Below are 19,295 nucleotides of genomic sequence, written 5' to 3'. Positions count from 1 at the left end.
GCGGTGCTCAGCGCAGCATCTGCTGCAGGGCACCGGCGATATCGGTGAAGGCGCCGTTGAGATCCGGGCCGGGCGAGGCGGTCGCGCGGGCCAGTGGACGGCCCTGCGCGGCGACGATGATCTTCAGTGAGCGCAGCAGGCGCGCTGCGGCCTCGGCCTGCGGGTGGCCCTCGCGCTGGGCGCGAAGCAGCGCCTGCACCGCGGGGTTGTCGAGGTTGAGGTACAGCCGCGATGGCGCACGCGATTCGATGCGCGCGGTGAACTGACGCGCCAGCCGCAGCGCCGCCATTGAAACGCGCTTGTCGTTCTCATCGTCTTCCAGGCGCTGCTTCAGCTCGGCTTCGCGGTCGGGCACCACCACCACCGGCAGCGACTCGGGACTGAAGCGTGCCGGCAGCAATTGTTCGCCGTCACCCAGCTGCTCGCGCAGCCATGCCAGCTGCGCCTCGTCGAGGCTGTCATCGCTGCGGAACAGCGCACGGTTGCCCTGTTCGGTGCCCAGTTCAACCAAGCGCAGGCCCTTGGCCTGGGCCCAGCGCCGCAGGAACGGCACTACTGCATAGCGATGACCATGCGCGACCGGCACGCCCATCGCACGGAACAGCATTTCCTCGAAGCCGCCACCGTTGTCGAGGATCACATGCACGGCACCGCGTGCGGGCAGCGCACTGGCAGGCAGATCGCCCTGCGAGGTCGGCACGCGCACGTGCTCCAGCAACAGGTCGAACAGGCGGTCATCGCACAGCGCCGCGCCCAGCAGCGCCTCGTTGTGGCGGCTCAATACACGTCGCCACGCTTCCGGCTGCTGCCGCGCGACGTCGGCCAGGCCATCAATCAGCGCCTCCAGCAACGCATGCTGCACGGCGCGGTACTGGTCATCGCGCTGCAGGTCTTCGCGGCTGGCGGTAGGCGTGAGCCGCGAGGATTCGATCACCCCGCCGATGAAGCCCGCCCACGGCGGCAGCAGGTCGCGCGCGTCGTCGTCCAGCAGCATGCCGCGCACGAACACCGACAGGTTGCGGTTGTCGCTGGTGCCGTAGGTGGCGCCGTCCTGCACCCACAACAGACCGGTGGCATCGCTGTTGCCATCCGCACGCAGCGGCAGGGTGACGATCGGCTCGAAGTCGTGCTCGAAGCGCGCCGCGAACTGCAGCGCCTGGCGACGCGCCTGCACCGGATGCAGGGCAACCTCCCCCTGGCCGCGCCACGGCGGCGGCTCGGGGTTCAGCGCCTCGCCCGCAGCACCGATGAAGATCGGCTCGGACAGCAGCGCGCAGTAGCGGCCCAGTACCTCGTGCAGGCGCGCCTCGTTGGCCAGCGGCAGGAAGTCCGGATGCAGCTCCAGTTCCACCTCGGTGCCGACCGCGCGTGCCGGCACTTCGCTGACGGTGTACTGCTCGGCGTTGCTGGACACGTACAGATGGCCCAGTTCCGGCGTCTGGTACGAGGTGGTGCGCACGCTGACCCGGCGCGCCAGCACGAAGGCCGACAGGAAGCCGAGGCCGAACATGCCGATCAGGCCCTCATCGTCCTCGCCACCCTGGCGCAGGCCGCGGGTGTAGCCGACGCCGACGGTGGCCAGGTAATCGTGGATCTCCTGGCGGGTCAGGCCGGCGCCGGTATCGATGATGCGCAGCACGCCGGCACCGGCATCGACCTGTACCGCGATGCGCGAGGGCACCTCGACGCCGGGCTGCTCGATGCGGCGGCGAATGATCGAGTCGTGCGCGTTCTGCACCAGCTCACGCAGTGCCACCACCGGGGTGGAATACAGGTGCTTGCCCAGCACCGTCATCAGTCCATTGAGATCGACCCCGGCGCGACGGATTTCGGCGTTGGGGGCGGTGAGCGCGGTGTCCTGCATGTAATCGTTTACTCCTGGGCACGGAAAGGCGCCAGAGGGCGCCTTCGTCGAGCGGGAAAAACTAGCACAGGGAGGCTGACCGTTGCCGTGTCGGCCGCCGTATTCCACGTGCGCGGTGGTGACGCCGGGCCATGCCCGGCGCGATCACGCCGCGTCGATGGCCTCGGACAGGCGCTCCACCGCGATCACTTCCATACCCTTCACCGAACCGCCCTTCGGCGCATTGGCCTTGGGCACGATGGCGCGCTTGAAGCCATGGGTGGCGGCTTCGCGCAAGCGGTCTTCGCCATTGGGCACCGGTCGGATCTCGCCGGACAGGCCAACCTCGCCAAACGCAATCGTCTTTTCCGCCAGCGGCCGGTCCTGCAGCGAGGACAGCACCGCCAGCAACACCGGCAGGTCGGCAGCGGTCTCCTGCACGCGGATGCCGCCGACGACATTGACGAACACGTCCTGGTCGCCGACCAGCACGCCGCCATGGCGATGCAGCACCGCCAGCAGCATCGCCAGCCGGTTCTGCTCCAGGCCGACCGCGACACGGCGCGGGTTCGACAGCGGCGACGCATCCACCAGCGCCTGCACTTCCACCAGCAGCGGCCGGGTACCCTCGCGGGTGACCATCACGCAGCTGCCCGGCTGGTGGGTGCTGCCGCCGGACAGGAAGATCGCCGACGGATTGGAGACTTCCTTCAGACCCTTGTCGCCCATCGCGAACACGCCCAGCTCGTTGACCGCACCGAAGCGGTTCTTGAACGCGCGCAACAGGCGGAAGCGGCTGCCACTCTCGCCTTCGAAGTACAGCACCGCATCGACCATGTGTTCGAGCACGCGCGGGCCGGCGATACCGCCCTCCTTGGTCACGTGGCCGACCAGGAACACGGCGGTGCCGGTCTCCTTGGCGAAACGCACCAGCCGCGCCGCGCTCTCGCGCACCTGGCTGACCGAGCCGGGCGCGGCGGTCAGGCTCTCGGTCCACAGGGTCTGCACGGAGTCGGCCACGATCAGCCGCGGGCCGGCCTTGGACGCATGCTGCAGGATCGACTCGACGCCGGTCTCGGCCAGCGCGTTGACACCGTCCAGCGGCAATTCCAGCCGGTGCGCGCGCCCGGCCACCTGGGCCAGCGACTCCTCGCCCGTGACGTACAGCACCGGCAGCTCGGCCGCCATCTTCGCCACCGCCTGCAGCAGCAGCGTCGACTTGCCGATACCCGGATCGCCACCGACCAGCACCACCGCGCCCTCGACCAGGCCACCGCCCAGCACGCGATCGAACTCGCCGATGCCGGTCGAGACACGGCGATGCTCGGTCTGCTCCACGTCCTTCAGGGCGGTGATCTTCGGCGGGTCGATCTTGCCGGCCCAGCCGGCCCGGCGCGAGGCCGGCGCCTTGGCCGCCGCCGCGCTCTCCAGCACGATTTCCGACAGCGAGTTCCAGGCGTTGCACTCGGTGCACTGGCCCTGCCACTTGCTGAATTCGGCGCCGCATTCATTGCAGACGTAGGCGGTGCGGGCTTTTGCCATCGGATGATTTCCAGCAACGGGAACAGGCGTGGCAGGATAGCCGAGCCGGGTCGCAGGTGCTGCGACCGCTCAAGTCCCGCCCACCCGCGCCGATAGCTGTCGCGGGCGTGCGCCTTGCGGGCGCCCCTCCCTCCCCCTCTGGATTCAACATGACTGGCAGTTACAGTCAGAGCCTGGTCGCCATCTCCCTGCTGGTGGCCATTCTTGCCTCGTACACGGCGCTGGACATGGCCGGCCGCCTGGCCACGGCCGAAGGCCGCGTGGCCCGCTGGTGGCTGGCCGGTGGCGCGGCGGCGATGGGCCTGGGCATCTGGTCGATGCACTTCATCGGCATGCTCGCCTTCGACCTGCCGATCCCGGTCGGCTACGACCTGGGCATCACCCTGTACTCACTGGCAGTCTCGATCGGCGCCTCGGCCTATGCACTGTGGCTGGTGTCGCGGCCCAGCCTGCCGTGGCGACGATTGCTGGCCGGTGCCGTGCTGATGGGCCTGGGCATTGCCACCATGCACTACCTCGGCATGGCGGCGATGCGCATGCAGCCGGGCATCGACTATCACCCTGGATGGTTCGCCGCCTCCATCGCGGTCGCCATCGGTGCCGCCGGCGCGGCGCTGTGGATCGCCTTCCGCCTGCGTGCCGAGCAGCGCAACACCATGCGCCTGCGCGCACTGGCCTCCCTGGTGATGGGCCTGGCCATCGTCGGCATGCATTACACCGGCATGGCCGCCGCACGCTTCCCCGAAGGCAGCATCTGCGGTGCGGTCGGCAGCGGCGGCATCGACACGCGTTGGCTGGCGGTGCTGGTGATCGTCACCACCGTGGCCACGCTGGGCATCGCCCTGGTCGCCTCGCTGTTCGACCGGCAGATGCGCGTTCGCACCGGGCTGCTGGCCGATTCGCTGGCGCACGCCAACGACAAGCTGATCCAGGCCGCCCTGCATGACCCGCTGACCCAGCTGCCCAACCGCATGCTGCTGCAGGACCGCATCGAGCAGGCCATCGAGAAGGCGCGCCGCCGTGGCCGCGCCGTGGCGGTGATGTTCTGCGACCTGGACGGCTTCAAGGCGGTCAATGATGCCTATGGCCACCAGCTCGGCGACCGTCTGCTGGTGGCGGTGGCGCAGCGCATCGGCGGCCTGCTGCGGCCACAGGATACGTTTGCCCGTCTCGGCGGCGACGAGTTCGTGATCGTGCTGGCCATCGATATTCCCGACGATGCGGTGGTGGTGGCCGAGCGCATCATCGCCGCTGCCGGCGAATCGTTCACGCTGGATGCGGCCGAGCTGCAGGTCAGTGCCAGCCTGGGCATCGCCCTGTACCCGGATGACGCCAGCAACGAGCGCGAGCTGATGGCGCACGCCGATGCGGCGATGTACCACACCAAGGAAACCGGCCGGAACGGCTATACCTTCTTCACCCCCTCGATGCAGCTCAGCGCCAACCGCCAGCTGCGCCTGCTGCAGGACCTGCGCAAGGCCATCGCCCGCGACGAGCTGGTGCTGCACTACCAGCCCAAGTTCCCTGCCGCCGGCGCACCGGCCACCGGCGCCGAAGCGCTGCTGCGCTGGCAGCATCCGGAGCTGGGCCTGCTGGCGCCGGATGTGTTCATTCCCATCGCCGAACGCAGCGGCCTGATCCTGCCCATCGGTGACTGGGTACTGGACCGTGCCTGTGCACAGCTGCGTACCTGGCACGACGCAGGGCACAGCGAATGGTCGATGGCGGTCAACCTGTCACCGTTGCAGTTCGCCTCGCCGGCGCTGCTGGACAGTGTGCGCGAGGTGCTGCAACGGCACCGGATCGACCCCTCGCGGCTGACCCTGGAGATCACCGAGACCACGGCGATGAAGGACGTCGATGCCAGCCTGGCGATCCTCAACGACCTGACCGCGATGGGGGTGCACATCGCCATCGATGATTTCGGCACCGGCTATTCCAGCCTGCTGTATCTCAAGCGCATGCCCGCCACCGAACTGAAGATCGACCGTGCGTTCGTACACGACCTGGAACGCAATGACGAAGAAGCCGCCATCGTTTCATCGATCATCGCGCTGGGCCGCACCCTGCAGCTGCAGGTGGTGGCCGAAGGCGTGGAGACGCAGGCACAGCGCGAATACCTGAGCGAGCTGGGCTGCGACCAGCTGCAGGGTTATCACCTGGGGCGGCCGATGGAGCCCGAGGAGTTCCTGCGCCGGGTGGGGTGAGGCCCCGGTTTCGGGGTCGGATCCCTTGCCGCGGGCAAGGGCTCTGACTCCATCCACGCAACCCCATCCACGCGTGGCCTGGATCTACCGGCCCCCGGGGTCAGAGCCCTGGCCTGCGGCCAGGGATCCGACCCCATCCACCTGCCAACAAAAAGGCCGCCCGAGGGCGGCCTTTCTGCGTGGCAACGTCGCGCGGACGTCAGTGCATCATGTGCACGTTCATGTTATGCATGACCCACAGGGTGCCGATCACGATGATGCCGATCACCACGACGGTGAAGGCTGCAGCGTTGACGTTCCAGCGGCTTTCCGAAGAGCGGTCCAGGTGCAGGAAGAACACCAGGTGGACCAGCATCTGCAGCACCGCGGTGACCGCGATCACCACACCGTTGACGGTGCGCGAGAAGTCGCCCGACATCACCATCCAGAACGGGATGACGGTCAGCACCACCGCCAGCACGAAGCCGATCAGGTAGGACTTGACGCTGCCGTGGCTCTCGCCGCCGGCGGCGTGGTCGTGTGCATGGTTGTCATGTGCCATTACAGCGCTCCATTGAGGTAGACGACGGAGAACACGCCGATCCAGATCAGGTCCAGGAAGTGCCAGAACAGGCTCAGGCACGCCATGCGGGTCTTGTTGGTCGGGGTCAGGCCGTACTTCTTCAGCTGCACGAACATCACCAGCAGCCACAGCAGGCCGGCGCTGACGTGCAGGCCGTGGGTACCGACCAGGGCGAAGAACGCCGACAGGAAGGCACTGCGGTCCGGACCGTAGCCCTGATGGATCAGGTGCTGGAACTCCCACACTTCCATGCACATGAAGCCGAAGCCCAGCAGCCAGGTGATGCCCAGCCACAGGTACATCTGGCCCATCTGCTTGCGGTGCATGGCGATCATGCCCAGGCCGAAGGTCAGCGACGAGGTCAGCAGCAGCGCGGTTTCCCACGCCACGAACGGCAGCTCGAACAGGTCCTTCGCGGTGGGACCACCATCAGTACCGCCGGACAGCACCACGTAGGTGGCGAACAGCGAGGCGAAGATGAGGCAGTCGCTCATCAGGTACACCCAGAAACCGAAGACGGTGTTGCCGCCGGTGTCGTGGTGCTCGTGGTCGTCATGGCCATGGGCCGCCGCATGCGCGGCGTGCCCGTGGCTCAGGGTCGAGGTATTGGTGCTCATGCCTTCAGCTCCGACTTCACCAGGCCCTGGTTTTCCAGGTGCTTGCGGTGTTCGTTCTCGATGCGTTCCACCTCGGCGGCCGGGACCCAGTAGTCCACGTCCTGGTCGAAGGTGCGGTAGATGAACGTGGCGATCATGCCGACGAAGCCGACGATGGCCAGCCACCAGATGTGCCAGATCATCGCGAAGCCGAACACCAGGCTGAAGGCACCGATGACAACGCCCGTGCCGGTGTTGCGCGGCATGTGGATGTCGGTGTACTTGGCCGGCTTCGGCCAGGCTTCACCACGCTGCTTGCGCTCCCAGAAATCGTCCAGCTCGGTGACTTCCGGCAGGGTGCCGAAGTTGTAGAAGGCCGGCGGCGAAGAGGTTTCCCACTCCAGCGTACGGGCATCCCACGGGTCGCCGGTCAGGTCGGCAGTCTTCTTGCGGTCGCGGATCGACACGGCCACCTGGATGATCTGGCACAGGATGCCGGCACCCACGATGAAGGCACCTGCAGCGGCCACCAGCAGCAGCGGCTCGTAGGCCGGGTTGACGGTGCTCTGCAGACGACGGGTCATGCCCATGAAGCCCAGCACGTACATCGGCATGAAGGTCACGTAGAAGCCGATGAACCAGCACCAGAACGCGCACTTGCCCCAGAACTCATTGAGGCGGAAGCCGAACATCTTCGGCCACCAGTAGGTGATGCCGGCGAACATGCCGAACACCACGCCGCCGATGATGACGTTGTGGAAGTGGGCGATCAGGAACAGGCTGTTGTGCAGCACGAAGTCGATGGCCGGGATCGCCAGCATCACGCCGGTCATGCCGCCGATGGTGAAGGTGACCATGAAGCCGATGGTCCACAGCACGGGCGTGGTGAACTGCACGCGGCCGCGGAACATGGTGAACAGCCAGTTGAAGATCTTCACGCCGGTCGGGATCGAGATGATCATCGTCGTGATGCCGAAGAAGGCATTGACGTTGGCACCCGAGCCCATGGTGAAGAAGTGGTGCAGCCACACGATGAACGACAGCACGCCGATGCAGGCGGTGGCGTAGACCATGCCCTTGTAGCCGAACAGCGCCTTGCGCGAGAAGGTCGCGATGACTTCGGAGAACACACCGAACGCCGGCAGGACCAGGATGTACACCTCCGGGTGACCCCAGATCCAGATCAGGTTGATGTACAGCATGGCGTTGCCGCCACCGTCATTGGTGAAGAAGTGCGTACCCAGGTAACGGTCCAGGGTCAGCAGCACCAGGGTGATGGTCAGCACCGGGAAGGCAGCGACGATCAGCACGTTGGTCACCAGGGCGGTCCAGGTGAACACCGGCATCTGCATCAGCTTCATGCTCGGGGTACGCATCTTCAGGATGGTGATGAAGAAGTTGATACCGCTCAGCGTGGTACCCAGGCCTGCGACCTGTAGACCCCATATGTAGTAGTCCATGCCTACGCTTGGACTGTATTCGATGCCCGACAACGGCGGGAACGCCAGCCAGCCGGTGGCAGCGAACTCACCGATCCACAGCGACAGCATGATCAGCACCGCACCGGACACGAACAGCCAGAAGCTGAGCGAGTTGACGAACGGGAACGCGACGTCGCGTGCACCGATCTGCAGCGGCACGGCCAGGTTCATCAGGCCGGTGATCAGCGGCATCGCCACGAAGAAGATCATGATCACGCCGTGGGCGGTGAAGATCTGGTCGTAGTGGTGCGGCGGCAGGTACCCCTCGGACCCGCCGACGGCGAGCGCCTGCTGGGTACGCATCATGATGGCGTCGGAGAAACCGCGCAGCAGCATGACGAAGGCGACGATGAGGTACATCACGCCGATCTTCTTGTGATCCACCGAGGTGAACCACTCCTTCCACAGATAGCCCCACAGCTTGAACTTGGTGATCAGGGCCATGACGCCCAGGCCACCCAGCACCGCGCCGACCAGGGTGGTCAGCACGATCGGATCGTGGGGGATCGACTCAATTGAGAGTTTACCCAACATGTTCATTCTCCCGAGCCCGCGTGGCCGGCGTGACCGGCGGCGGCGTGCTCGTCAGCAGTGTGTCCGGCGTGTTCGGCCGGAGCGGCGGCAGCGTCGGTGTGGCCTTCATGGCCCTCGTGACCTGCATGGGCATCGTGACCTTCAGCAGCGGCACCGTCGGCCGGGGCCTTGTGCTCGTGCTTCATGCCGTAATGCTTGTTGTCGCCCATGTGCTTGGCGATGACCCAGTCGAACAGGCCTTCTTCAGTCTTGCCGAAGTAGGTGACCGGGTACCACTCGGCATTGCGTGCTTCACCCAGGGCCTTGAACGAGGCCTTGTCCAGGGTCTGCTCACCGGCACGGACCTGGTCCAGCCACTGGCGGTATTCGGCATCGGTAACCGAGTAGGCGGTGAAGTGCATCTTGGCGAAGCCGGCACCACTGTAGTGCGAGGACATGCCCGGGAATTCACCGGTCTCGTTGGCGATCAGGTGGAGCTTGGTCTCCATCGCAGCCATCGAGTAGATCATGCTGCCCAGGTGCGGGATGAAGAACGCATTCATCACCGAATCGGACGTGATCTTGAAGTTCAGCGGCGTGTTGACCGGGAACTTGATTTCGTTGACGACCGCCACCTTCTCTTCCGGATAGATGAACAGCCACTTCCAGTCCAGCGAGATCGCCTCGATGGTGACCGGCTTGACGTCCGAATCCAGCGGACGATACGGGTCCAGTGCGTGCGACGAGCGCCAGGTCAGGACCGCCAGCACCAGCACGATCATGCAGGGAATGGACCACACCACCACCTCGATCGCCGTCGAGTGGGACCACTTCGGCTCGTAGCGGGCCTTGGTGTTGGAGGCGCGATACTTCCACGCGAAGGTCAGGGTCATGATGATGACCGGGATGACGACCAGCAGCATGAGCACGGTGGCCGTGATCAGCAGGGTCTTCTCATCCTGGCCGATCTGGCCCTTCGGACTGAGGATGGCCACCGCATCGCAACCGGTGAGCATCACCAGCAACGACAGCAGCAGGCCCGGGCGCAACCAGCGCCCAAGGGTTTTCAACGGAATCATCGGTCGATCCAATTGCGAGGGAATGCCGTTCCCCGTCCTGCCTGTTCCGGCCAAAGCCGGTCCCACCGGTCCGGAAGACAGGCAGGGAGGTGGGGTCGAGTCAGCCTTTCAATTTTAGGCCGTCACCCACCATTTAAGAAAGGCATTGACAATGATCGAGCGCAGGAAAGGCCCGATTCTGGCTGCGACACGTTGTCGCACCGCGCAGGCGCGGCGGGCAGAACGCCCGGGGGCGGCATCCTAGCATCAGGTGCTGGCCGGCGGTCCGCCCTCGTTCGGCAAAGTCATCTGAACCTGTTCAGGCGTGCTGATGGGTGCCCGGCGTGGGATGCTCGGCGCAGGAGGAGGGTCCGTGGACAAGATCGACTTCAAGAAGCGCGATCGCGCGTTGTACCAGCCCCCGGTGGGCCGGTTCGTGACTGTGGACGTACCGCCCCTGCCCTACGTGATGGTCGACGGCCACGGTGATCCGAATACCGCCCCCGCCTACCTGCAGGCCGTGCAGTGGCTGTACTCGGTGAGCTATGCACTGAAGTTCGCGCTGAAGGCCATGGGCCAGGACTACGTGGTGCCACCGCTGGAAGCGCTGTGGAGCGCCGGGGATCCGTCGAGCTTTGTCGCACGCCGCAAGGATGAGTGGAGGTGGACGGTGATGATCCGTACGCCGAACGGGATCAGTCCAGAGCAGTGGGAGGCTGCCATCGCCAATGCGGCGAAGAAACTGGGCGAGGTCCCGGCCAGCCTTCGCCATGAAATTCTTGAAGAAGGCCTCTGCCTGCAGACCTTGCATGTGGGTGCCTACGATGACGAGGGCCCGATCCTGGCCCATCTGCACGGCGAGCTGATGCCCGCACTGGGTTACACCTTTGCCGGCCCCCATCATGAGATCTACCTGAGCGACCCGCGCAGGACCGACGCGGCGCGGTTGAAAACCGTCCTGCGGCAGTCGGTGCGCAATGGATTGCCGGCCTGCTGATCATCGGCTCCGCAACAGCATAGCCCCTCCACCATGATAGACAGGTAGCGACCACTCAGAACAGCCAGTACTGTTGCAGGCACGGACGCGATACGGTGAAACGCATCGACGCGGATTTGCCTGTGAGAAGGACGTATTGGCCCCCTGGTAAACCACGCCACCGTCATTGCTCAGTTCATACCGCTCAGCGCGTGCGGAAGCTCCCCAGGCCATTTCACAGGAACTCCGCATTTCGGCGACGTTGAGGTTCCCCGGCACATCAGGCACCGGGCGCAGGACCAGCGTGAAGGTAGCCACAGCGGAGTACCCGCTGCACCCGGCGGCATTACATGCACGGGCACGGTAGCCGTAGCCACCCGCGCCGCGAGCACCCGCAGCGAACTGGGTCTCGGCCGAGTCCAGAACCTGCGTCCACTGCCCTGCTGCAAATTGCTCCTCCAGCCGATAGGAACTCGCAGTGGCAACGGCTCCCCAGTAGACCCTGAACCCTTGACCGCTTCCAACGTTTGACGAATCGATGGACAGACCAGGTGCAGACGGCGCCCGCAGCACGGCGACAAGCAGCGCCGAGGACAACGGTCCGCAACCACTGGCATTGCAGGCTCGCACGCGATAGCCGTACGTCCCTGTCGAACGTTCGGGAAGCGTTGCGGCGATCGCGCTGGAGTTCTGCACCTGGGCCCAGACTCTACCCGGCGCCTGCTCTTCCAACGCATAGCTCGCACCATCGGGCACGGCGCTCCAGCCAACAACGACCGGACTGCCATACTGCGCGGAGTTGCCACTCATTACAGGCGCCACGGCAGGGATGCGCAGGACACGGGTGGTCGCGACGGCGGAATAGCTGGAACACCCGGCATCATTGCAGGCACGGACGCGATAGCCATCCTCACCGCTGGGGCGCCCCGCAACATCCTGCGAAGTCCTGGCGGCGTTCGCGATCTGCGTCCATTCACTTGTACCGGAGCGTTGCTCCAGGGCATAGCGGGCTGCCCCTGCCACCTGGCTCCAGGAAACCACATACGCACCGGAGCTGTTGCTGGCCGGCAACGACAATGTCGGCGCGGCCGCCGGCTTGAGGATGACCTGGATGGAAGCGGGAGCCGAGTAAGCTGCACATCCACGCCCGTTGCAACCGCGCACGCGGTACTGCACGGAGCCGGCGGGCTGCCCACTAACGGGATGATTCGCGACATTGGCGGAGAGGAGGGTCGCCCACGCACCTCCAGTGGATGCCTGCAGCTCATAGCGACTGGCGCCGGCGACTGTGCTCCAGGTCACGACGTAGCTTCCTGAATAGCTCGTGGCCGGCACTGTGACAATGGGAACATCAACCGGCTCAGCCTGAACGTTGATCGCGCCAACACTGCTCCAGGCACCACACGCATTCGACGAGCACGCGCGCACCGAGTATCCGTAGATACCGGCCGAACGATTGCTCGCCGCCCAGGCTCTACCAGCCCCCGAATACACCGTGGTCCAGCCGCCACTGTCTCGCTGCTCACGAAGCTCGTAGCGCGCCGCGCGACCGACTTCCCCCCAGCTTACGCTGAAGCTCCCCGTCTCCGACGAAGGCGGAACCGACAGCGACGGAACGCCCGGTGCAACATGCCCAACGACCTTCGCTACGAGACTGCTGCCCAGGTAGACATATTCAGAGATTTCACCCGTCCGCTCATTGTTCTGTCGCCGCAGCAAGCCATCCTCGCCATACAGCGAGAAAATCCGGCGATCCTCATTCTCGGCAGACGACAAAACTCGTCGCCCGTATGCGTCATAGCGATACGACTCAGCCCCGGCCACCTTTCGCAGCCGATTGCCGACATCGAACGTGTGAACAACGCCGTTTCGATTCCTAAGGTTTCCTTGCGGGTCATAGTCCAAGCCAATAATCGTGGAACCACCCGTCGCCTGTACATTGGTCAGCCGATTGAATGCGTCGTACCAGTACTGGTGGTCCCTCACTCCGGCGAGGCTGCTGCTACGAAGGTTATCCAGTGCGTCATAGGTGTAGCGCATGACACCATTGCCGCCAAACATCGCAGAGGTCGCCTGCTGAAGGCGATCAAGCTGGTCATACTCCATCCGACGATCACGAAGGCTGTCGACGCCATCGAGGATGGTGACGACGTTTCCAGCGCCATCATAAAGATACGAATAGTCGAGCACTCCGTTGCCGTCAACAACCTGCGCCGGCAGCTGGCGGGCGTTCTGCTGCATGCTGTGCACGACGCCATTACCGTAAGTGAATCGGCGAATCGCTCCATTAGGGTAATAACTCACTGCAGTCGCGTAAGGGCCGGCCTGGGTTGCCTGCCCGAGCGCATTTGGGGCAAGGCCGACGAACATCCCGCTCGGATAGGCAATTCCGGCCCTGTTACCGTTGCTGTCGTAGCCATACCCCAGCGAAAGGGCGGGTCCGGCCGACTCCTGCAGCGACTCACCGGTAAGAAGCCGACGCTTGTTGTAGGTATAGCCGTTCACCGCTACGGCCCCGCCCCCGTCATTCAGAGTGGTCACCTGCGCGGGCTTGCCATCGGCATGATAGAGCCAGTCCTGATCACCATTCCGGTCGGGAAAACGCAGTGTCGCTAGACGGTTCCGCGCATCGTACGTCCGGTCCACGCGGCGCGAAGACGACAAGGCTGCGGCAGCATCACAGGAGGCGACGTTGGGCAATGCGAGCCCGGATGCCGTCCACAGCAGATTTCCCGCAGGGTCATATCCCATCGCGGTACTGCCAGTTTCCGGTTCAATCGACTTGCAAAGCTGCTGGTGACCGTCGTAGACATAGGTGCGCGTCAGCGCTTCAGTAGAAGACGCGTTTCGCCGCTTGATGGAAAGTGGCTTGCCAAAAACGTCACGGACAATCTCGGAGAACACCCCCCCGGGATGTGCAATGGCGATCGGCTGCGTCTGACTGGGCTGATCAAAGGCCTGGTATGCAGTCGTAGTCACCCGACCTTTCGGATCAATCACCTTTACCAGTCCACCAGCAAGATAACTGGTCGTAGTCGTCAGCAAACCAGACTCGCTGTCCTGCGAAACAGATGCCACTCGCCCCAGGCCGTCGTACGTCGTCCAAGTGCCCGTGGAGGCATTGGCCGATGCCGACGGATATGACTGGAACTCAAGGCGCCCCTGTAGATCGTAGCTGGCTCTCACGAATCGCTGGGTTTCAGCAGGCGACGCCGCATCAAACTCCTGGGTCAGCAGCGGCCGCCAGAATGCATCGTAGTAGACGCGCTTGCGTGCATTTCCGGTCGAAACATCCTGACGCCAATGGCCTGCAGCGACCCCATACTCATCTGCACTGCTTTTGCTGAAACTGCGAACAGTATCCGCCCATGCCACCGTGTCGCCCGCTGGATAGCGTATGCGCGAGATGCGCCCCATCGGGTCATATTCATACCCGGTTGCGGCACCGATCTCGTCTGTGACCGACGTGACGAAGCCATTGTCATCCACGCCACGAACCAGTGTCGTGCCATCTGCGAACTTCAGCGTCTGCGCAACGCCGCGCTTCCAGTTCGCCAGATGGGTGATGTGATTGTTCGCATCGGCAATACTCGAGAGTGAGCCATCCGGATTGTAGCTGTAGCGCTGCAGAAGGCGCCCGTGGCGGTGGAGTTCGATCGGAAGTGCCCGACCGTCGTAGGTGGTGCGAGTGATCACGGACGCCGTATCCGAGCTGGAAACGCGCGCCACCTGACCCAACACCCAGAGGCCAAGGTTGTCGCCATACTCAGTCACATCCGTACGGGCGTCTCCCTGACTACTGAACCGGGAGACGCTCAGTGGTCGAGCCAGGCTGTCAAAGCTGTTCGTGCGACGGGTGTAGACCACCCCGTCCAGGCGCGTGACGGTTGACAGCTCTGGCTGGATCGCCTCGCGGGGGAAGTTGTCGCCGGTATCCTGCGCGCTGACACCAAAACGCGCGGGATACGGCCGGCCTGCAGGAGAGAGCGCGTAAGTGTTCTCGACAACCTGCAGGATATCGCCGCCCTTGCCACGCTCAATGCGCAAGAGCTTTCCTTCGTCATACTTGAAGCTGTTTCCGTGGGTGTAGCGGGTCCACTCAGCGCCGGGCCCCTCCACCACCGTCGTTGCGCGACCCGCGCAGCTGTCACTCGTGCAGATCGGTTCGCCACACACCACTCCACCCGTCAATGGGCATGGCCGATCCATCGTTCCACCCGGGTAAAAAATGGAACTGATTGCGGAACTGTAGCTGTACTTCCAGGCCATCGGAGAAATGGCCGGTCCGCTGATGGTCTTCTCGATCAGCGTGTAGGCCTTGTACGCAATCGCCCACTGGTTGACATCATCACCGGTGTCGTTTCCACCTATCCCTGTCGTGAAATTCTTGCAAGATATCGGGACGTTGCTCCGGCCATGCTCGCGGATGGCGACAGTAAATGTCCCTACGGCCCCGGAAGGATGCTCGATACGGCCAGTTGCCAACTGCGGCCCCACGAGCGGAGTTCCGTCCATGAAGCAACTGCGGACTGGCTCATTTGGAATAGGCAGCGTGGCGTAGTACGCGGCATTGGAGAGGCCCGAGAAGTCGATCTTCCACTGGCTTCCATCAGGTTGGATGACCGCCGACAGCGAGACCTTGCCGTCGCTTCGATACAGATAGCGCCAAGTCCGGCCATTCGTGGTTGCGGTCTCGATCTGACCTCGTGGATTATAGGAAAAACTGATCTGACGCCCGTCACTGGCAACGATGGATTGCAGTCGAGCGGGGGCATTGGCTGCGTTGGCATAGTTGTACGCCACGCTATTGCCGAACCGATCTTCAACACGCGTGGCGTACAGCACATTGAGCCTACGATCCAGCCGCTTTGTACCATTCAACGGATTCTTGATCTGCGGCTCGACGTACTGGGCCATCCAGTCGAACCAATAGCGGGTGCCGTCTGGCCCGACCGCCAGAAATCCCTCGCCGGTGCCGTTGCGAATGGCAGGCAGGCAGCCAACGAAGACCTGGTCGTTGGTCATCCAGTAGTACGGCCCCCCTTGGGCAGGTCTGGCCGTTGAACCATTGATCAGCAGCATTTCCCCGCTGGTCACGCCCGGAATGTTCATCGAGTTTCCGGACCACACGTCACTGACATCCATCGACCCGCTGAATGGAATGGACGGCTGCGCCTGGGACACTGTGCTGACACTGCAGCGCGCACCGGGCGACGCTGCGGCATGCCCCATGACCCAGTCTGTTGAGAAAACGCCACTGATGCTGGGCAAGTCCAGGTCCCAGTCAGCAAGAAGCGCATCGTTCTCGTACTGATAGCGATTCTTCATCACGTACTTGCGTTTCAGGCTCACTGGTAACGCGTGATGACTTTCCAGCGATACGTCAGCCGCCGAGAATGACAAGGCGCCATTTGAAAGACCTACGCTGTCTCCCAGCAAATCGTCCGACAACCTGGCAACGCCCATGCTGCTCTGCAAGCGCTTGTCGAACTCCTCCCAGGGATACTTGCCGGGCTGGGTATCCTGCGCAGCTGCGCCCGAAGCACTGAACATCCCCAGAAAAATCAGCCCGATCAGGCATCGACAGCTTCGCGCGTGCGTCTTCATGGCTTCCATAGCGAGATACCACTCCTTGGGTGCACGGAAGACGCATGCGCCATCCGATCAGGCAAGTGAACTCAACGTGAACCGGATGAATATCATTCACTCAGCCTTTGTTCAAGGGCCGAACGCGGCAAGCTGACCCTGAGCCTGCGTGACTGACGCCCCCCCCCCTAGGGCTGCAAACCCAGGACTGCGTACGAAGAACCAGCCCGCGAACCCGAGCATCCTTGAGCTGCCATGGACGATCTCGGGTGCACAGCAGAGACAACGATGCATTTGGCAACGGCGGCTGACATTGGCCGAACTGTTCGTAGGTGGGGATAAGGCCAACTTAGGACAGGATGCGAGGCGGTGGTTGGATGCTGCCGCGCCTCCGTCGGGGAGAGTCGCCCAGCCATCCTCATCGCTTCAGCTGACAGCCCCGCATCGAACGAGATCTTGTTCACCACATCTTCCTGAACGCGGCGATGCAACTCGATAGCGGGACCGAGCTTAATTTTGCTCTCGGGATGCAGCGCACTTGAAGCTTCATGTCCGTCCAGCGCTTCGTAGTAGTAGAAATTCGAGTATTTCTCAATAAAAATTTGGGCATCAACGGAACCCAACGCGAACTCTCTCACAAGCGTCGTCATCTCAATGATCGCAGCTTCAGTTTCCATGATCTACGTCACTCCAACTCATTGTTTGATCGGAAGCCATGCGGCCCGGGTACTGACGACCACCCTTGAGCTCAGCAACCGCCCGGGGTTCGAGGTGATCGTTGAGGAGCGCTTCGAGAGTGCAACTGGTAGGCTTCGACTTCGCAAGCGCAGGCAATCCGGACTGAACCTACTCAGCGACCGCTTGCCGGGCTTGGTCGCGGGCCTGATCCAGCGTCAGATGCTCAACCGAACCCAAGGTTCGACGCTTACCGTGGGCCCAGGTCACGATCCAAGCCTTGTGCCCTGAAGGCTGCACTCGCAGGATCAGACCTCGAACCTGGGCATCCCTAAGCTCATAGGGGCGGTCTCGGAGCTCAGCCGTGAGAACAATGCGTTTGGTGAGGGCGGATGACATCAGGCGGAGGATCCATAAGTGGCCATAAGACCAACTTAGGACAAGATGCGAGGCGGTGATTGGACAAGGATTGACCGCGACCAAGAAATTCGTGCGCTCTCAATCGTCGCGGGAAAATGCAAATCAAGGCAAATCCTTCGAACGCCGCCACATTCTTGCTGGATACATCCAGCCCAAATCAGTGCATCACAGCCCACATCTAAGCGTTCCGGCGCGGGAAAAACACACGCTGCGGCCGAAAGATCCTAAGCAGCATACGCCGGAACGCAAGACACATGCGCTCAACCTTGCCTATCCTAAAAAAAGTAAAACCCAGGTCACGCCCTTCGAATTCAAACATCCTCCCTTCAGAAATTTCCCAAACATCACGTATTGAAAAATATGTTCTGAATAATCCCATCTCAATAGTCGATACGAAATGTGAACCCATACGATCCAAAAGTACCCACCGCATGCGATCAACTGCAGTCGCAACATTCGATGACTTGATGAAAAACGTCGCTTGGAATCCGCCAACATCAGCCCCGAGGCCAGACGCTCGAACAAAGATCCCTTCAACCATGAACTCATAGAATCTCACAAGCCTATCTCCCCTTGCTCAGCTCTTGATCCAGCCTTTTAGAATCAATCCTTCCGTCAACTCGAAAATAACCCTGAAATCCACCATCCTCCCCCATCTTTACGCCCGGCATAGGCAGGCCAGTCTTCTCGCTGATCGCACCCATAGTGCCATTCCATCTTGCAATATCAGACTGCTCAGCAGGTCTAGGAACCGGGTCAGGGATGTACTCTGCCGAATCAGCAACTTGCTCAAGCGTACCGGCCAGAGCTAGTGCGCCGACGCTGACCTTACCCCAGAAGGAGTGTCCCCTTACGCTCTCTGTCTGGTAATGCGGAAGTCCTTTGCCGCCCCCCTCTAGTTCATGGCCCACATGTTTGAGCTGGCCCTCCGCCCCGTGTGCGGATGTCTCAATCTGCCTCGCTACTTGTCTTCTGTCCGCTATCACGTTCTGCTGCGCCCGGCGCGCACTGACGGCCTGCTCCTGAGTCAGTCGTGCAATCTTATGGGCCTGGTTTGCGGTGAGTCTGACGAGCCATGCAACTTTTCCGGCTTCTCCATCAGAATCTACGTAGGTGTACGGATTCCCGTTTGCATACCGGTACCTATTGAACTGCTCAACCGGTTTCTGATACGCCGTCACCGGATCAACCGATAAGAACACACCCAACTGCGGATCCATGTACCGCTGCTGCATGTAGCTCAGCCCGGTAGCCGAATCGCTCACATGTCCGGTATACCCTGGTCCGTCCGTGACTTCCCCGCCCACCACGGCGCCGTAAGGCTCGTAGTCATAGCGTTTGACCACGGTGCCATTGGCATCGGTCTCGGCCACAACCGAGCCCAAGGCATCGGTGTGGATGTAGGTGACCGTCTCCTGGGCGATTGCGGCTGGCGACAAGCCAAAGCCGATCAGCAGCACGCAGCACAGCCAGGCGCCTGATGCCCCCAGCTTCCGAATTCGATCTTCAAATCCCCTCAAGCGGGTAAATACACCGCCTGCAACTCCCCCGAACCTGCGCATCCTTCCAATCCCTGAAAGAGCCTTGGAGCAAGGCTGGGTATTCATAGCACAGGAATGGCTGGCTGCAGTTGCCAGGTCAGGAACTGTGCGAAGAGCTAAGCGCCTGGGAAGCCGGTGGGGCGAGTAGGCCGCGAGACTCGGAAATCCTGGGCTGCCAGCCATGGGCTGGCACTACTGGAGCTGCCGGCCAGCGGCCGGCACTACCGGAGCACAAAAAAAGCCCCGACCACGGGCCGGGGCTTTCCATTACAACTGGTGCCGGAAACAGGAGTCG

At 62.9% G+C, this 19,295-nt stretch carries 12 protein-coding genes; 3 read left to right on the top strand and 9 right to left on the bottom strand.

Going from position 1 to position 19,295, the window contains the following annotated elements; genetic code table 11:
- Window positions 1–7: 7 nt before the first annotated feature.
- Window positions 8–1,864: an ATP-binding protein gene (locus tag D5301_RS21265; RefSeq protein WP_153856802.1), complete on the bottom strand. Its 1,857-nt coding sequence runs from the start codon at window positions 1,862–1,864 to the stop codon at window positions 8–10.
- Between the two features lie 144 nt (window positions 1,865–2,008).
- A complete protein-coding gene (gene radA, locus D5301_RS21260) occupies window positions 2,009–3,385 on the bottom strand; it encodes a DNA repair protein RadA (protein WP_014646395.1) in 1,377 nt (458 codons plus the stop codon).
- A gap of 149 nt (window positions 3,386–3,534) precedes the next feature.
- Between radA and D5301_RS21255 the strand changes: the two genes are divergently transcribed.
- On the top strand, window positions 3,535–5,592 hold the full coding sequence (locus D5301_RS21255) for a bifunctional diguanylate cyclase/phosphodiesterase (RefSeq protein ID WP_153856801.1): 2,058 nt from the start codon (window positions 3,535–3,537) through the stop codon (window positions 5,590–5,592).
- 199 nt (window positions 5,593–5,791) lie between these two features.
- On the opposite strand, the gene cyoD is transcribed toward D5301_RS21255, so the two are convergent.
- From cyoD to cyoA, 4 genes are read right to left on the bottom strand one after another with little or no spacing between them, the layout of a single operon-like run.
- The gene (gene cyoD, locus D5301_RS21250) at window positions 5,792–6,133 is read right to left on the bottom strand and encodes a cytochrome o ubiquinol oxidase subunit IV (RefSeq protein WP_014036396.1); all 342 of its coding nucleotides are present in this window, start codon (window positions 6,131–6,133) and stop codon (window positions 5,792–5,794) included.
- On the bottom strand, window positions 6,133–6,771 hold the full coding sequence (gene cyoC, locus D5301_RS21245; RefSeq protein ID WP_110711620.1) for a cytochrome o ubiquinol oxidase subunit III: 639 nt from the start codon (window positions 6,769–6,771) through the stop codon (window positions 6,133–6,135). Before cyoC ends, cyoD begins: the two co-directional genes overlap by 1 nt.
- On the bottom strand, window positions 6,768–8,765 hold the full coding sequence (gene cyoB, locus D5301_RS21240; protein WP_040008505.1) for a cytochrome o ubiquinol oxidase subunit I: 1,998 nt from the start codon (window positions 8,763–8,765) through the stop codon (window positions 6,768–6,770). The genes cyoC and cyoB overlap by 4 nt, the downstream gene beginning before the upstream one ends.
- Before the next feature lie 2 nt (window positions 8,766–8,767).
- The gene (gene cyoA, locus D5301_RS21235) at window positions 8,768–9,823 is read right to left on the bottom strand and encodes a ubiquinol oxidase subunit II (protein WP_075675026.1); all 1,056 of its coding nucleotides are present in this window, start codon (window positions 9,821–9,823) and stop codon (window positions 8,768–8,770) included.
- A 352-nt stretch (window positions 9,824–10,175) separates the two neighbouring features.
- Here cyoA and D5301_RS21230 point away from each other — a divergent pair, with 352 nt between their 5' ends.
- Entirely contained in the window at window positions 10,176–10,799 is a 624-nt protein-coding gene (locus D5301_RS21230) for a GyrI-like domain-containing protein (RefSeq protein ID WP_110711619.1), read from the top strand.
- On the opposite strand, the gene D5301_RS21225 is transcribed toward D5301_RS21230, so the two are convergent.
- Window positions 10,800–16,394 carry an RHS repeat domain-containing protein gene (locus tag D5301_RS21225; protein ID WP_228756476.1) on the bottom strand — a complete coding sequence of 1,865 codons (5,595 nt, stop codon included), beginning with the start codon at window positions 16,392–16,394 and terminating at the stop codon, window positions 10,800–10,802.
- 158 nt (window positions 16,395–16,552) lie between these two features.
- Window positions 16,553–17,041: a hypothetical protein gene (locus tag D5301_RS21220; protein ID WP_153856800.1), complete on the bottom strand. Its 489-nt coding sequence runs from the start codon at window positions 17,039–17,041 to the stop codon at window positions 16,553–16,555.
- A 467-nt stretch (window positions 17,042–17,508) separates the two neighbouring features.
- On the opposite strand from D5301_RS21220, the gene D5301_RS21210 reads away from it, so the two are divergent.
- On the top strand, window positions 17,509–17,814 hold the full coding sequence (locus D5301_RS21210; protein WP_153856799.1) for a hypothetical protein: 306 nt from the start codon (window positions 17,509–17,511) through the stop codon (window positions 17,812–17,814).
- 208 nt (window positions 17,815–18,022) lie between these two features.
- On the opposite strand, the gene D5301_RS24310 is transcribed toward D5301_RS21210, so the two are convergent.
- Complete coding sequence (locus D5301_RS24310) at window positions 18,023–18,919, bottom strand: RHS repeat-associated core domain-containing protein (RefSeq protein ID WP_248859677.1); 897 nt, start codon at window positions 18,917–18,919, stop codon at window positions 18,023–18,025.
- Window positions 18,920–19,295 lie beyond the last annotated feature (376 nt).

The sequence above is a fragment of the Stenotrophomonas sp. MH181796 genome (genome assembly GCF_009659995.1).
Lineage (GTDB): Bacteria > Pseudomonadota > Gammaproteobacteria > Xanthomonadales > Xanthomonadaceae > Stenotrophomonas > Stenotrophomonas riyadhensis.
The sequence above is the reverse complement of the archived record's forward strand: the minus strand, read 5'-3'. Positions and strand labels throughout refer to the sequence as shown.